This window comes from Streptomyces sp. NPDC050422, assembly GCF_044458665.1.
Lineage (GTDB): Bacteria > Actinomycetota > Actinomycetes > Streptomycetales > Streptomycetaceae > Streptomyces.
In genome coordinates this window covers 1-13,452 of record NZ_JBITIE010000033.1, presented here as the reverse complement: position 1 = coordinate 13,452, position 13,452 = coordinate 1, and the positions used below count along the sequence as shown (strand labels likewise).

15 protein-coding genes are annotated in these 13,452 nt (G+C 71.6%); 5 read left to right on the top strand and 10 right to left on the bottom strand.

All coding sequences use genetic code 11. The features are described 5' to 3' along the window. Positions 1 to 90: 90 nt before the first annotated feature. From ACIBJG_RS35750 to ACIBJG_RS35735, 4 genes are all read right to left on the bottom strand, one after another. Positions 91 to 957 (bottom strand): ATP-binding cassette domain-containing protein, encoded by an 867-nt coding sequence (locus ACIBJG_RS35750; protein ID WP_399314095.1) that lies wholly within the window; start codon positions 955 to 957, stop codon positions 91 to 93. Next, the gene (locus tag ACIBJG_RS35745) at positions 954 to 2,003 is read right to left on the bottom strand and encodes an ABC transporter permease (protein ID WP_399314094.1); all 1,050 of its coding nucleotides are present in this window, start codon (positions 2,001 to 2,003) and stop codon (positions 954 to 956) included. Before ACIBJG_RS35745 ends, ACIBJG_RS35750 begins: the two co-directional genes overlap by 4 nt. Beyond that, a complete protein-coding gene (locus tag ACIBJG_RS35740) occupies positions 2,000 to 2,983 on the bottom strand; it encodes a substrate-binding domain-containing protein (RefSeq protein WP_399314092.1) in 984 nt (327 codons plus the stop codon). Before ACIBJG_RS35740 ends, ACIBJG_RS35745 begins: the two co-directional genes overlap by 4 nt. Before the next feature lie 260 nt (positions 2,984 to 3,243). Then, positions 3,244 to 4,002: a GntR family transcriptional regulator gene (locus ACIBJG_RS35735; RefSeq protein WP_399314091.1), complete on the bottom strand. Its 759-nt coding sequence runs from the start codon at positions 4,000 to 4,002 to the stop codon at positions 3,244 to 3,246. 172 nt (positions 4,003 to 4,174) lie between these two features. On the opposite strand from ACIBJG_RS35735, the gene ACIBJG_RS35730 reads away from it, so the two are divergent. Then, positions 4,175 to 5,179 carry a Gfo/Idh/MocA family oxidoreductase gene (locus ACIBJG_RS35730; protein ID WP_399314088.1) on the top strand — a complete coding sequence of 335 codons (1,005 nt, stop codon included), beginning with the start codon at positions 4,175 to 4,177 and terminating at the stop codon, positions 5,177 to 5,179. A gap of 21 nt (positions 5,180 to 5,200) precedes the next feature. Here the strand turns inward: ACIBJG_RS35730 and ACIBJG_RS35725 are convergent, their stop codons facing one another. The 5 genes from ACIBJG_RS35725 to ACIBJG_RS35705 all read right to left on the bottom strand — a co-directional run bounded on the left by ACIBJG_RS35725 (position 5,201) and on the right by ACIBJG_RS35705 (position 10,028). Next, on the bottom strand, positions 5,201 to 6,397 hold the full coding sequence (locus tag ACIBJG_RS35725) for a cytochrome P450 (protein ID WP_399314087.1): 1,197 nt from the start codon (positions 6,395 to 6,397) through the stop codon (positions 5,201 to 5,203). An 11-nt stretch (positions 6,398 to 6,408) separates the two neighbouring features. Beyond that, entirely contained in the window at positions 6,409 to 6,828 is a 420-nt protein-coding gene (locus ACIBJG_RS35720) for a PaaI family thioesterase (RefSeq protein WP_399314085.1), read from the bottom strand. A gap of 17 nt (positions 6,829 to 6,845) precedes the next feature. Next, positions 6,846 to 8,024, bottom strand: coding sequence for a cytochrome P450 (locus ACIBJG_RS35715; protein WP_399314084.1), 1,179 nt, complete (start codon positions 8,022 to 8,024; stop codon positions 6,846 to 6,848). Positions 8,025 to 8,091: 67 nt separating this feature from the next. Further along, a complete protein-coding gene (locus tag ACIBJG_RS35710; RefSeq protein ID WP_399314082.1) occupies positions 8,092 to 8,814 on the bottom strand; it encodes a response regulator in 723 nt (240 codons plus the stop codon). Further along, complete coding sequence (locus tag ACIBJG_RS35705; RefSeq protein WP_399314080.1) at positions 8,811 to 10,028, bottom strand: sensor histidine kinase; 1,218 nt, start codon at positions 10,026 to 10,028, stop codon at positions 8,811 to 8,813. The genes ACIBJG_RS35710 and ACIBJG_RS35705 overlap by 4 nt, the downstream gene beginning before the upstream one ends. A 146-nt stretch (positions 10,029 to 10,174) precedes the next feature. Between ACIBJG_RS35705 and ACIBJG_RS35700 the strand changes: the two genes are divergently transcribed. After that, positions 10,175 to 10,378, top strand: coding sequence for a hypothetical protein (locus tag ACIBJG_RS35700; RefSeq protein WP_399314078.1), 204 nt, complete (start codon positions 10,175 to 10,177; stop codon positions 10,376 to 10,378). 52 nt (positions 10,379 to 10,430) lie between these two features. On the opposite strand, the gene ACIBJG_RS35695 is transcribed toward ACIBJG_RS35700, so the two are convergent. Beyond that, positions 10,431 to 11,354: a DMT family transporter gene (locus tag ACIBJG_RS35695; protein WP_399314184.1), complete on the bottom strand. Its 924-nt coding sequence runs from the start codon at positions 11,352 to 11,354 to the stop codon at positions 10,431 to 10,433. 243 nt (positions 11,355 to 11,597) lie between these two features. Between ACIBJG_RS35695 and ACIBJG_RS35690 the strand changes: the two genes are divergently transcribed. The 3 genes from ACIBJG_RS35690 to ACIBJG_RS35680 all read left to right on the top strand — a co-directional run bounded on the left by ACIBJG_RS35690 (position 11,598) and on the right by ACIBJG_RS35680 (position 13,362). Continuing rightward, positions 11,598 to 12,215, top strand: coding sequence for a TIGR03086 family metal-binding protein (locus tag ACIBJG_RS35690; protein WP_399314076.1), 618 nt, complete (start codon positions 11,598 to 11,600; stop codon positions 12,213 to 12,215). Between the two features lie 119 nt (positions 12,216 to 12,334). Then, complete coding sequence (locus tag ACIBJG_RS35685) at positions 12,335 to 13,081, top strand: SDR family NAD(P)-dependent oxidoreductase (RefSeq protein ID WP_399314074.1); 747 nt, start codon at positions 12,335 to 12,337, stop codon at positions 13,079 to 13,081. Positions 13,082 to 13,125: 44 nt separating this feature from the next. Continuing rightward, positions 13,126 to 13,362, top strand: a complete 237-nt coding sequence (locus ACIBJG_RS35680) for a hypothetical protein (RefSeq protein WP_399314072.1) — start codon at positions 13,126 to 13,128, stop codon at positions 13,360 to 13,362. Positions 13,363 to 13,452 lie beyond the last annotated feature (90 nt).

The window sequence follows — 13,452 nt, the reverse complement described above, 5'->3', positions numbered from 1 at the left end:
CGGGTCCGTACGGCGACCGGCCTGCCGCCGGGCGCCCGGCGGGCCCGGGGGCCGGGCCCGTCGGGCGCTCGGGAGCAGCGGTGGCGGCGGTCACGCGGAGGTGTCGTCCTCGTCCGGGCGGCTGTCCAGCGGGCCGGGGCCGGGGGTCCGCTCCAGCTCGTGGCTGAGCTCCTCCAGCTCGCTGCCGCCCGCCATCTGGCGGGTCAGCTCGTCCAGCGTGACGCTGTCCTTCGTGTGGCTGCCCGCCATCGTGCCCCGCTTGAGCAGCACGAACCGGTCACCGACGAGGTACGCGTGGTGCGGGTTGTGCGTGATGAGGACCACGCCGAGTCCCGCGTCCCGGGCGGCGGCGACGTACTTGAGCACCACCCCGGACTGCTTGACGCCGAGCGCCGCGGTCGGCTCGTCCAGGACGAGGACCTTGGCACCGAAGTGGACGGCCCGCGCGATGGCGACGCACTGGCGCTCACCGCCGGACAGGGTGCCGATCGGCTGGTCGACGTCGCGCAGGTCGATGCCCATCCGCAGCAGCGCGGAGCGGGTCGTCTCCCGCATCAGCCGGACGTCGAGGCGTTTGAAGGGCCCGGACCCGGTCGTTGGTTCGGAGCCGAGGAAGAAGTTGCGCCAGACCGGCATCAGGGGGACGACGGCGAGGTCCTGGTAGACCGTGGCGATGCCCCGGTCCAGGGCGTCGCGCGGATTGGCGAGCGTGGTCTCCTCGCCGTCGATCAGGAAGCTCCCGGCGTCGTGCCGGTGCAGACCCGCGATGATCTTGATCAGGGTGGACTTGCCGGCGCCGTTGTCACCGAGGACACAGGAGATCTCCCCCGCGTGGACCTCCAGCGAGACGTCCTGGAGCGCCTTGATGTTGCCGTAGTACTTGCTGACGTGGTCCAGCTCGACCAGCGCCCGCCGGTCGGTGTCCGCCGGCCCGCTCGATTCCTTGGGGGCCGTCATTTCGTCGCCTCCGCGCGCTTGCGTACCCATGCGTTGAGCAGGGTGGCCAGGAGCAGCATGGCTCCGAGGAAGAACTTGAACCAGTCCGGGTTCCACTCCGCGTACACGATGCCCTTGCTGGTCATGCCGAAGATGACGGCACCGACCGCCGAGCCGATCGCGGAGCCGTAGCCGCCGGTGATCAGACAGCCGCCGATGACGGCGGCGATGATGTAGATCAGTTCGTTGCCGACGCCCTCGCCTGACTGCACCACGTCGTAGCTGAACAGCAGGTGCTGTCCGGAGACCCAGGCGGCGAAGGCCACCCCGAGGTAGAGCCCGATCTTGGTGCGGATCACCGGGACACCGACCGCGCGGGCCGCGTCGGCCTCGCCGCCGACGGCGAAGATCCAGTTGCCGAAGCGGGTGCGGATCAGGATCCAGGTGGCGATGGCGACGAGGACCGCCCACCACAGGATGGTCACCTTCAGCTCGACGCCGCCGACCGTCCAGTGCGAGGCGAAGACCTTGCGGGCGGAGTCGAAGCCCTCCATGTTGCCGATGGTCTTCGTCGAGACGGTCCCGCTGATCAGCTTGGTGAATCCCAGGTTGAGACCGGTCAGCATCAGGAACGTACCGAGCGTGATGATGAAGCTCGGAAGTTTCGTACGCGTCAGCATGAAGCCGTTGAACGCGCCGATGGCGAGGGTGACCAGCAGGGACACGAAGACGCCGACCCAGACGTTGGCCGTCATCTGGTAACTGAACATCGCCGAGATCAGCGCGGAACTGGTGACCATCACACCGGCGGAGAGGTCGAACTCGCCGCCGATCATCAGCAGCGCCACCGGCGCCGCCATGATGCCGATGGTGGAGGCCGCGTACAGCACCGTGCCGAAGCTGGTGGCGCGCAGGAAGCTGTCGGCGACGATCGCGAAGAAGAGGAAGACGGCCAGCGCGCCGACGACCGAGCCGAGTTCCGGGCGGCCGAGCAGTTTGCGCAGCGGTGAGGTGCGCAGCAGTCGCTCGTCCGCCACGACGGAGGACGTACCGGGCCCCGCGGTCATCGGGTTCCCCGGTCGGCGTACTCGGCGAGCTGTGCGGCGTCGTCGGAGGTGATGACCTGCGGGCCGGTCAGGACCGGCTTCCCGCCGCCGAGCACGTTGCGGTTGTAGCGGTAGAGCCAGAGCAGGTCGATGGCCTCGTACCCCTGGAGGTAGGGCTGCTGGTCGACGGCGAAGCCGAGGGTCTTGGCCTGGAGGTCGGCCGCGACCTTGGCGTTCAGGTCGAAGGTGTCGATCTCGGCCTTGCTGCCGGCGGTCTTCTTCGCCTTGACGGCGGCGTCCGCGAACGGTGCACCGAGGGTGACGACCGCGTCGATGTCCTTGTCGGCCTGGAGCTTCGCCTCGATGGAGGCCTGGACGTCGGGCATGTTGGTGCCCTCGACGTACAGGTTCTGCATCTGGCCGTCGAAGGTCTTCTTCGCCCCGGCGCAGCGCTGCTCATGGCCGACGTTGCCCTGCTCGTGCAGGATGCACAGGGCCTTCTTGCGGCCGCGCGCGTTGAGCTCGTCGCCGACGGCCTCGCCCGCGATCGACTCGTCCTGGCCGATGTGCGTGAGCGCGCCGTAGCTCTTGGACTCGGCGGAGCCCGAGTTCACCGTGATCACCGGGATGCCGGCCTTGACGGCCTTGGCGACGACGGCCTTCATGGCGTCGGGCTTGGCGAGCGTGACGATCAGCCCGTCGACCTTCTTGTCGATCGCGGCCTGGACGAGCTGGGCCTGCTGCTGCCCCTCGTCGTTGTGCGAGTACAGGAAGTTGATGTTGTCCTTGTCGGCCGCCATCTTGGCGCCCTTCTGGACGATGTCCCAGAAGGTGTCGCCGTCGCCCGAGTGGGTGACCATGGCGAAGGTCCAGCGGGGCGTGTTCACCGCGGACCGGCCCTCGGCCGCGGCCTCGGCCGCACGCTCCTCCGCCCGCTTGCCGCCGGTGCTGCTGCATCCCATGAGGGAGGCCCCGAGCACCGCCGCAAGCACGGCGCCCATCGCACGTACCCCTGTCCGAACCCTTGCCACGACGCCGTGCCCTTCTTGTGCTGCTCGCTGTGCTGCTGGTGGAGCCGGGGCCATGCGGTCCCGGCCCGGCTGGGCAAGTATCCCCGAGCCCGCCTCGCGCCCGCCCGGCAGGGGCACGGCGCGTGTGTCGGGCAGGGACGTGTACGGCGCCGAGGCGGCCGGGTGCGGCCGTCGTCACCGTACGAGTAGCCGAGAAGCCTGTGACACCGTACGAGAGCGGGGGCCCCGTGTCACCGTACGAGGAGCTGGAAATCGAAGGCGTAGCGCGAGGCGCGGTAGAGGTGGGAGCCGAATTCGACCGCGCGGCCGGTGTCGTCGAAGGTGGTGCGCTCCATCGTGAGCAGGGCGGCGCCCTCGCTCTCGCCGAGGTCGCCGGCCTCCTCGGCGGTGGCGAGGCGGGCGCCCACGGTCTGGCGGGCGCTGTGCAGGGTGATGCCCGCGCCGCGCATCATCCGGTAGAGGCCGGTGGCGGCGGGCCGTTCGCCGGAGAGGTCGAGGAGTCCGGCGGGCAGGTGGTTGCGCAGGAGGGCGAGGGGCTCGCCGTCCGCCGCGCGCAGCCGCTCGACGTACTGCACCTCGGCGCCCTCCGGGAGGCCCAGCGCCGTTGCGACGGCTGCCGTGGCGGGCCTCAGGACGTTGGTCAGGACGGTGGTCGAGGGGTGCCGGCCCGCGGTCTCCAGGTCGTCGTACAGACTGCTGAGTTCGAGCGGGCGTCGGACCTTGCTGTGCAGCACCTGGGTGCCGACGCCGCGACGGCGGACCAGCAGGCCCTTGTCGACGAGGGACTGGATGGCCTGGCGGACGGTGGGGCGGGACAGGCCGAGCCGGGCGGCGAGCTCGATCTCGTTGCCGAGGAGTCCGCCGGCGGCGAGCCGGCCGTCCGCGATCGCCGCCTCCAGCTGCTGCGCGAGCTGGTAGTAGAGCGGGACGGGGCTGGAGCGGTCCACGCTCAGGTCGAGGGCGGAGGCGTCGGCAGTGGATTTCGGCACATCGGGAGCGTAACCCGCAGGTCTGCATCTCCGGTAGTCCGGTCGTCCTGTTGTCCGGACAGCGGGATCCCGAGACCGGAGAGCGCCGCCCTACGGCCAACTTGCCGAAATGAACCGCGCTTTGTCAGGACATTCGGTTGACATCGTCACGGGTGGACGGCACGTTGGAACCATGCGCATCGGACTCCTCGGCACCGGCCGGATCGGCTCCTTCCACGCGGGCGTCCTCGCCCGCCATCCCGCGGTGGATGCGCTGGTGGTGGCGGACATCGACCCGGCCCGCGCGGTCGCCGTCGCCGGCCGGACCGGGGCGCGCGCCGTGGCCACGGCGACGGAGGTGTTCGACGCCGGTGTGGACGCCGTGGTGATCGCCTCCGCCACCTCCGCCCACGCCGAGCTGATCGGCCGGGCCGCCCGCGCCGGCCTGCCCGGCTTCTGCGAGAAGCCCGTCGCCCTGGACCTGGCGGGCACCCTCAGGGCGCTGCGCGAGGCGGAGCGTGCGCACAGCATCCTCCAGCTCGGCTTCATGCGCAGGTTCGACGCCGGGTACGCGGCGGCACGGGCCGCGGTGCGCGAAGGGGTGCTCGGGCGGCTGCACACCGTACGCACGGTGACCTCCGATCCCACGCCGCCGCCGGCCGCGTATCTGCCGCTCTCCGGCGGACTGTTCCGGGACTGCCTGATCCATGACTTCGACATGGTGCGCTGGGTGACGGGCCGCGAGGTGGTGCGGGTCTACGCCACCGGGTCGGACGCCGGGCCCGCGATGTTCCGCGCGGCCGGGGACGTGGACACGGCGGCGGCCCTGCTGACGCTCGACGACGGCACCCTGGTCACCGCGACGTCGACCCGCTGCAACGGCGCGGGGTACGACGTACGGATGGAGCTCGCGGGCGAGCTCGGCCAGATCGCGGTGGGCCTCGACGACCGCACCCCGCTCACCTCCGCCGAGCCGGACGGCCCCGGCGCCCCGGTCGCACCCTGGCCCGGGTTCCTGGAGCGCTTCGCTCCCGCGTACGAGGCCGAACTGGACGCCTTCGTACGGCTGGTGCGCGGCGAGGCGGCCAATCCGTGCGACGGCCGGGAGGCGCTGAGCGCCCTGCGGATCGCGGAGGCGTGCGAGGTCTCGCGGCGGGAGCGGCGCCCGGTGGAGCTCACGGAGATCCCGTCCGCCTGACCCGGGTATGCCGTCCGCGGGTCACCACCTGACCGGCAGCGCCTCCGGACCCCGGATGAGCATCCCCGTACGCCAGGTCAGTTCCGCCGGGTCCCCGTCCAGCGCCAGCTCCGGGCAGCGCTCCAGCAACGACCGCACGGCCACCGCCGCCTCGATGCGGGCCAGCGGCGCGCCCAGGCAGTAGTGGATGCCGTGGCCGAAGGCCAGGTGCCCGCGGGCGTCCCTGGTGATGTCGAAGCGGTCCGCGTCCGGATAGCGGTCCGGGTCGCGGTTGGCGTCGGACATCGCGACCAGCACGAGCTCGCCGCCGCCCGGAATCACCGTGCCGCCGATGTCGACCGCTTCGGTGGTGAAGCGGTACGTGGGCGTCTCGACCGGACCCGTGTAGCGGAGCATCTCCTCCACCGCGTTGTCGATGAGACCGAAGTCCGCGCGCAGAGCCGCCAGTTGCTCCGGGTGCGTGAGCAGGGCCAGGACCCCGCCGGAGATCAGGTTGACCGTGGTCTCGTGGCCGGCGACGAGCAGCAGCCAGGCCATGCCCATCAGTTCACCCGCGGAGAGCCGGTCGCCCTCCTCGTCGGCGGTGTGGATGAGCGCGCTCATCAGGTCGTCGCCGGGCTGCTTGCGCTTGTCGTCGAGCAGTCCGGCGAGGTAGCCGGACATCTCGGCGGTCGCGGCGCGTCGTGCCTCACCGTCGATGGAGGACACCACGGTGTTGGACCAGTCGCGAAAGGCCCGGCGGTCCAGGAACGGCACGCCGAGCAGTTCGCAGATGACGGACATGGGCAGCGGGAAGGAGAGGGACTCGACCAGGTCGGTCCCGCGCTCCGGACGCGCCAGCATCGTGTCGAGCAGTTCGTCCGTCATCTGCTGGACGCGCGGCACGAGTTGCTGCATCCGGCGGGCGGTGAACTCCCGGGTCACGAGTTTGCGCAGCCGGGTGTGCGCCGGTGCGTCGGAGCTGAGCATGGAGGTCCCGGCGGAGACCTTGTTGACGCCGAGTGCGGGCGAGGCGTTGTGCCACTGCTTGGAGAACCGCTGGTCCGCGAGCGCGGCCCTGCCCGCCTCGTACCCGACGACGAGCCAGGCGACGGTTCCCTCAGGGATGCGGACCCGGTGCACGGGGCCACGGGATCGTAAGTCCGCGTACACGGGGAACGGATCGCGGGTGAACCGCTCACCGAGCGCCCCGAGGTCCAGTATGGCTTCGGTGGTCACGTGGGGCTCCTTCAGGACGAGGTGGCGCTCAGCACGGTGCCCTGGGCGACGGCGCAGAGCGTTTCGGCACCGTCCTCCCCCACGACGGAAAGATCGCAGCGCGCCACCGCCTGCCGGCGGCCGGTGTGGACGACCTCCGCGCGCGCGACGAGCGCGGTGCCGGTGGCGGGGCGGAGGTACTGGATGGAGAAGCCGCCGGTCAGCACGGCCGGGCCGAGCGTCGTTCCGGCGGCGAAGGTGAGGGCGTTGTCGGCGGCGTAGGCGAGCACGCCGCCGTGCAGGAACCCGTTCTGCTGCCGCAGTTCCTCACGGCTGTCGATCTCCAGCGTGGCCGCCCCGTCGCCGAACGCGGTGATCCGCGCACCGACGAGGGCGCTGAACGGCTGGCTGTCGAGCACCTTCTGTGCCAGCTGCAGGTCGAGTCCGGGCATGGCGGGTCCCTTCGGTGTCACCAACGTACAGGGAGCCTGCGCACCCCGCGGATCAGCATGCCAGGCAACCAGTCCGGCTCCGTTGCCTCCGGGTCGGACACGAGCCCGGGGCAGCGTTCCAGCAGCGCACGGATCGCGATGCGGCCCTCCATCCGGGCCAGCGGTGCGCCCAGACAGAAGTGGATCCCGTGACCGAAGGCCAGGTGTCCCTGCGCCTCGCGGCGGATGTCGAAGCGGTCGGGGCCGGCGTAGCGGTCGGGGTCGCGGTCGGCGCCGGCCAGGGAGACCAGGACCGGGTCACCGGCCGGGATGGTCCGCGAGCCGATCCTGACGCTCTCCCGGGCGAACCGGAAAGTGGCGTTCTCCACCGGCCCTTCGTAGCGGAGCATTTCCTCCACCGCCCCGTCGAGAAGCCCGAAGTCGGCGCGCAGGGCCGCCAGCTGATCGGGGTGGGCGAGCAGCGCCCGTACGCCGTTGGAGATCAGGTTGACCGTTGTCTCGTGGCCGGCGACCAACAGCAGGAAGGCCATGCCGACCAGTTCGTCGGGGGACAGCATGTCCTCGTCGTCGTAGCGGGCGGCGATCAGCGCGCTCAGCAGGTCGTCACCGGGCGAACAGCGTCTGTCCTCGATGAGTTCGGCGAGGTAGGCACCCATCGCGCGGACGGCGTCGCCCTCCTCCTGCGCACCGGCCGGGGAGACCACGGCGTTGGACATCGCGCGGAAGGCGGCCCGGTCCAGGTCGGGTACACCGATGAGCTCGCAGATGACGGTCATCGGCAGCGGGAACGCGAGCGCGTCGACGAGATCCGCCTGCCCGGCGGGCAGCATCGTGTCGAGCAGTCCGTCGGTGATCTGCTGCACACGGGGGCGCAGCGCCTCGATCCGGCGCGGGGTGAACTCCCGGGCGACGAGCTTGCGCAGGCGGGTGTGGTCCGGCGCGTCCATCTCCAGCATGTTGGCGTTGATCGGGTCGCCCACGCCCGACTGGCCGGGAAGCGTCCGCCAGTCCTTGCCGAATCTCTGGTCGGCGAGGACGGCACGTCCCTCGTCGTACCCGACGACGAGCCAGACCCGGTCGAACTCGTCGGTACGGACGCTGTGCACCGGGCCTTCGGCGCGCAGCTCGGCGTAGTACGGGTACGGATTCGCGGTGAATTCGGCTACTCCGCGCAGATCTGCGTCGACATCGGACATGGGCCCACCCTCCCGGTCAGATCGGTCCGGTCAGCCTAAGCCGACCGGTCCGGCAGGGGCGACGGGTTCAGGACAGGCCCGTGTCGCCCTCGTCGGCGAGGAGACCCGCGTCGTGGACCAGCAGCGCGATCTGGACACGGTTGTTGAAGTCGAACTTGGCGAGAATGCGTGACACCTGGGTCTTCACCGTGGCCACGCTCAAGTAGAGGGTGGCCGCGATCTCCGCGTTGGAGCGGCCCTGTCCGACGGCGACCGCCACCTCCCGCTCCCGGTCGGCCAGCAAGGCCATGCGCTGCCGCGCCCGTTCGCCGCGGCCGGCCCGCCCGTCATGGCCGGAGCCCGCGGCGCGGGCCATCAACTGCCGGGTGACCGCGGGCGACAGGACGGGGTCACCCGCCGCCACACGCCGCACGGAGTCGACGATCTGCGCGGGCGGGGTGTCCTTGAGGACGAATCCGGCCGCTCCGGCACGAATGGCGCGCAGCACCTGCTCGTCGGCGTGGAACGTCGTCAGGACGATGATCTCGGGTGCGTCCGGGCGGCTGCGCAGCGCCTCGGTCGCGGTCAGCCCGTCCATGACCGGCATCCGGATGTCCATCAGGACCACGTCCGGGCGGAGCCGGTCGACGAGTTCGGCCGCCTCGCTGCCGTCGGCCCCCTCCCCCACGATGTCGATGTCGGCTGCGCCGCCGAGCATGAGGGTGAGTCCTGCCCGTACGAGCGGGTCGTCGTCGACGACGATCAGCCGGACGGGCCGGGAGGTGTGGGGCACGGGAGTCGGGTCGGTCATGAGGACCACGGTAGCCAGGCCCTGACCCCGAAGCCGCCGTCCGGTTCCGGTCCGTGGTCGAGACGGCCCCCGGCGAGGGTGGCCCGCTCGGTCAGGCCGATGAGGCCCTGGCCGGATCCCGGTACGTGCTCGAAGGGTTCGGTGGGGGCCGGGTTCCGCACCTCGACGGTGATCCCCCGGCCGGGCCCGCCGGTGACCGTGACGGTGACCTCGGTGCCGGGCGCGTGCTTACGGGCGTTGGTCAGGCCCTCCTGGGCGATGCGGTAGACGGTGCGGCCGGTGGCGGCGGGGGCGGCTGCCGGGTCGGCGATGCGGTTGTCGAGGGTGACCTTCATGCCGGCCGGCCGGGATTCGGCGACGAGGGCGTCGAGCGTGGCGAGGGTGGGCTGCGGCCGGTCGCCGTCGCCGTCGCGGGGGCTGCGCAGGACGCCGATGATCTCGCGGAGGTCCTGGAGCGCCTCGTGCGCACTGTCCCGGATGACCCCGGCGGCGCGGGCGACTTCGGCCGGGGGCGCGTCGGGGCGGAACTCGAGGGCGCCGGCGTGGACGCTGAGCAGGGTCAGCCGGTGGGCGAGGACGTCGTGCATCTCGCGGGCGATGTCCTCGCGGGCCAGCCGCTGTGCCTGCTCGGCCCGGAGTTCCGCCTCGGTCTCGGCCCGCCGGGCGCGCTCGCGCAGCGTGACGACGAGCTGGCGCCGGGACCGTACGACCATGCCCCAGCTGAGCACGAGCAGGACGAGCAGCACCCCGATGACAGTGGACGCGATGAACGAGGTGGACGGGTCCGGGCGCAGATACGGCTGTACGGGGGCGACGATCAGGGCTCCCGCGCCGACGAGGGCCACGGGACGGAACGGCCGGTGGACCGCCACGCTGAACAGCGCCACCATCAGGGCTCCGGCAGCGACCGGCTCCACGGTGGACAGGAGCGTGAGGACCACGGCGAGGCCGATCGGCCACCGCCGCCTCACCCACAGCGCACAGCAGGCCGCGCCTCCGACGAGCGAGTCGATGAAGACGAAGGCGTCGGGGGTGGTCCGGTCGGCGTCGATCGCGGCGACGACCGCCAGCCCGAAGCCCGCCGCGCAGAGGAACGCCGTGATGTCGACGACCCAGTCCCGCACGGTGCGGCGCACCCGGCCGCCCCGGTCCCCGGGCAGCTCGGGGTCGGCCATCGCCGAGGGCAGCAGCCAGGGGTATTCGGTGCGCGTCATATCGACAAAGCTACGCAGCCGGGAGAGGACTCCGGGGCGATCCGGGGCGCGGAGCGACCAAAGTCGCGGAACCGGAGACTTTCGGACGGGGCCCGCAGACCACCGGCCGACGCGAGCCACGTGCGCGGCCCGCCAGGCTCGATCCCATGAAGAAGCTCTGCGAGACGGTCGGCTTCCTGGTCTTCGTCCAGGGTGTCGCCGGGCTGCTCAACGAATGGCTCGACTGGTTCAAGTTCCTCGGCCTGGTGCGCCGGTTGCCGTTCATCGGTGAGTACGCGTTGTTCGTCAGCATCGTGCTGGTCGTGACGGGGGCCGCCGTCATGATCGCGTCGGACTCGATCAAGGAGTGACGGGGGAAGGGAGCGGCGTCTCACGGAGTAACGGGGGGAAGGGAGCGGCGCCTCACGGAGTGACGGGGTCCGCACTGCGGCGCCCCCACGCCGTTCCGGCCAGCACCAGCACGGCGCCCGCCACCCCGAGGACGCCCAGCCGCTCGCCCCCGATCGCGATGCCGACGGCGGCGGCCCAGAGCGGTTCCGTACCGAGCAGCAGGCTGACCCGGGACGGCGAGGTGCGGCGTACGGACCACATCTGCACGAAGAACGCGAAGAGCGTGCAGAAGACCGACAGGAACAGCAGCCCGCCCCATTCCCGCACGCCGAACCCGGCGGCGACCGCCCACGGTGACGCCCCGGTGCCGGGGGCGGCTGCCAGCAGGGCGAAGACGGCGACCGCGCTGCCGAGCTGGACCGTCGTGAGCGACAACGAATCCGCCGACTGAACGGCCTTGATGCGCGCCATGAGCAGTACGTGCAGGGTGCGGGCGAGCGCGGCGGCCAGCATCAGCAGATCGCCCGCCGAGGGGCTGGTGAATCCGCCGCCCTGGGTCAGGAGCACCACGCCGGCGACGGAGAGCCCGGCCGCCGAGAGGAAGGCCCCGGTCGGCCGGGTCCGCGTCACGGCGGCTTCGGCGAGCGGGGTGAAGATCATGGTGAGGCTGATGATGAGCCCGGCGTTGGTGGCGGAGGTGTGCACGATGCCGTACGTCTCCACCAGGAAGATCCCGCTGAGTACGAGGCCCAGCAGTCCCGCGCCCCGCCACTGTGCCCCGGTCAGCGCACGCAGCCGGGACCAGCCGGCGATCACCAGGACGGGCAGCACGACGGCGAACCGCAGCACGAGGACGGCGATGACGGTCTGCGTCGTGGTGATGCCCTTGGCGGCCAGATAGCTGGAGCCCCACACGACCGCGACGAGCAGGACGGGCAGATCGGTGAGCCACACGCGGCGCGGCGGGGCGAGGACGGGCACGGCGACGGAGGACACCCGGATCTCCTGGTTCTCCACAGGGATGGTGTGGAGACCTCACTGGCTCGCACGCGGAACGATCACGCTACCGGGCACTCTCCCGCGATGGCGAGCCCCGGGACCGATCCGGCGGCGAACCGCCCGCGCACCCCGGGCAGGCCCTCGCGCCCTTGCACGACCTTTCCGGGACTCTCGGCACGATCGTTCGTCTACTTGTATGGTCGACCAGGTCAGCCGAGACCGGGCGAGGGGAATCCGACCATGGACATCGTGCAATTCGACCGGGCCGCGGTGCTGGAGTCCGTCCGGGTCGTGGAACGAGCGGGCCCGGGCGACTGGGACCGCCCCACCCCCTGCGACCACTGGACCCTGCGGCTCCTGGTGGAGCACATGGGCACCCAGCACATCGGCTTCGCCGCCGCGGCACGGGGCGAAGGCTCCGGTCCGGCCGTCTGGGAGCCACGGCGGGCCGGGGACGATCCGGTCGCGTGGTACCGCGGGGCGGCCCACACCCTCCTGGACAGCTTCGCCCAACCAGGCGTCCTGGAGCGGCGGTTCGCACTCCCGGAGATCGACGCGGAGGGGACGTTCCCCGCGGCCACCGCGATCGGGCTCCACTTCATCGACTACGTCGTGCACTCCTGGGACGTGGCGGCAGCCCTGGGCGTACGCGCCGCCCTCCCGCCGGCCGTCGTCGAAGCCGCCCTGCCCATCGCCCTGCGCGTCCCTGGCGGGGCGCGGCGCGAACAACCGGGAGCGGCCTTCCGTCCGGCCCTGGATCCCGGCGAAGGCGTGGGAGCCGACGGGGCCGACACCTGGGAACTCATCCTGTCGGCGCTCGGCCGCTCGCCGAAGTGGAGCCCTCCGCAAGGCAGTTGACCGGCGCATCCGCGGGGTAGCCCCTACCGGAGTGGGCGTCCGTTTCCCGCCGGTGCCCGATGCGCCGAAAGGCTTTGCTTGTTCCTGTCAGCACGACCGGCAAGGAACAGGAACCCCTCATGAACAGCAGCATCAGCACGAACCGCACCGCGCTCGTCACCGGCGGCAGCCGGGGCATCGGTGCCGCGACCGCACTGCGGCTCGCCCGGGACGGCGCCGATGTGGCGCTGACCTACGTACGGGACGAGGAGGCCGCCCAGGAGATCGTACGGAAGATCGAGGCGGGCGGCCGCCGCGCGATCGCCCTGCGCGCGGACTCGGCCGCCCCGGAGGCCGTCCCGGCCGCGGTGCACCGGGCCGCGGAGACCTTCGGCCGGCTCGACATCCTGGTCAACAACGCGGGCATCGGCGTCCTCGGCCCGATCGGCGGTCTCACCGACGCCGATGTCGACCGGGTCCTCGCCGTCAACGTACGGGCGGTCTTCCTGGCCTGCCGGGCGGCAGCCGGCGTGCTGGAGCACGGGGGCCGCATCATCTCCGTCGGTACGGCCCTGAGCCGGTACGCGGGCGGTCCCGGCTCCACGCTCTACGCGATGAGCAAGTCGGCCCTGTCCGGACTGACCAAGCCGCTCGCCCGCGAGCTCGGCCCGCGTGGCATCACGGTCAACCTGGTCCAGGCCGGTGCGGTCGACACCGACATGAACCCCGCCGACGGGCCGTTCGCCGCCGGACAGCGTGCCGCCAACGCACTGGACCGGTTCGGGACGACGAGTGAAGTCGCCGCCCTGATCGCCTACTTGGCGAGTGACGAGGCGGCGTACATCACCGGTGCGGAAATGGTCGTGGACGGTGGCCACGCGGCCTGAGCGTGGCAGGGTGAGGGCAATGATCCTGCTCCGAGGAGGCCCTCATGTCCGTGTCGGGCGAAAAGGACGACCGTCCGTTCCACGAGCAGTTCGGATTCCGTATCGCCCGACGCGGATACGACCGTGATCAGGTCGAGGCCTACATCACCCGGCTCCGCGATGGTGCCCCGCCGGCCGGGCCCGCGGCGTTCGAACTGGTGCGACGCGGCTACGAGCGGGGCCGGGTCGACGAGGTGATCACCCAGCTGCATCGCGAGGCGGGCCCGCGCCGACAGCCCTAGGGCGTGTTTCGAAAGTAGCGCCGTCCGCCCGGAGGGCGGGCCGGGCGGCGTCTGGTGCGTGCGATCGCAAGGCGCCGGGAAGTCCTCGTA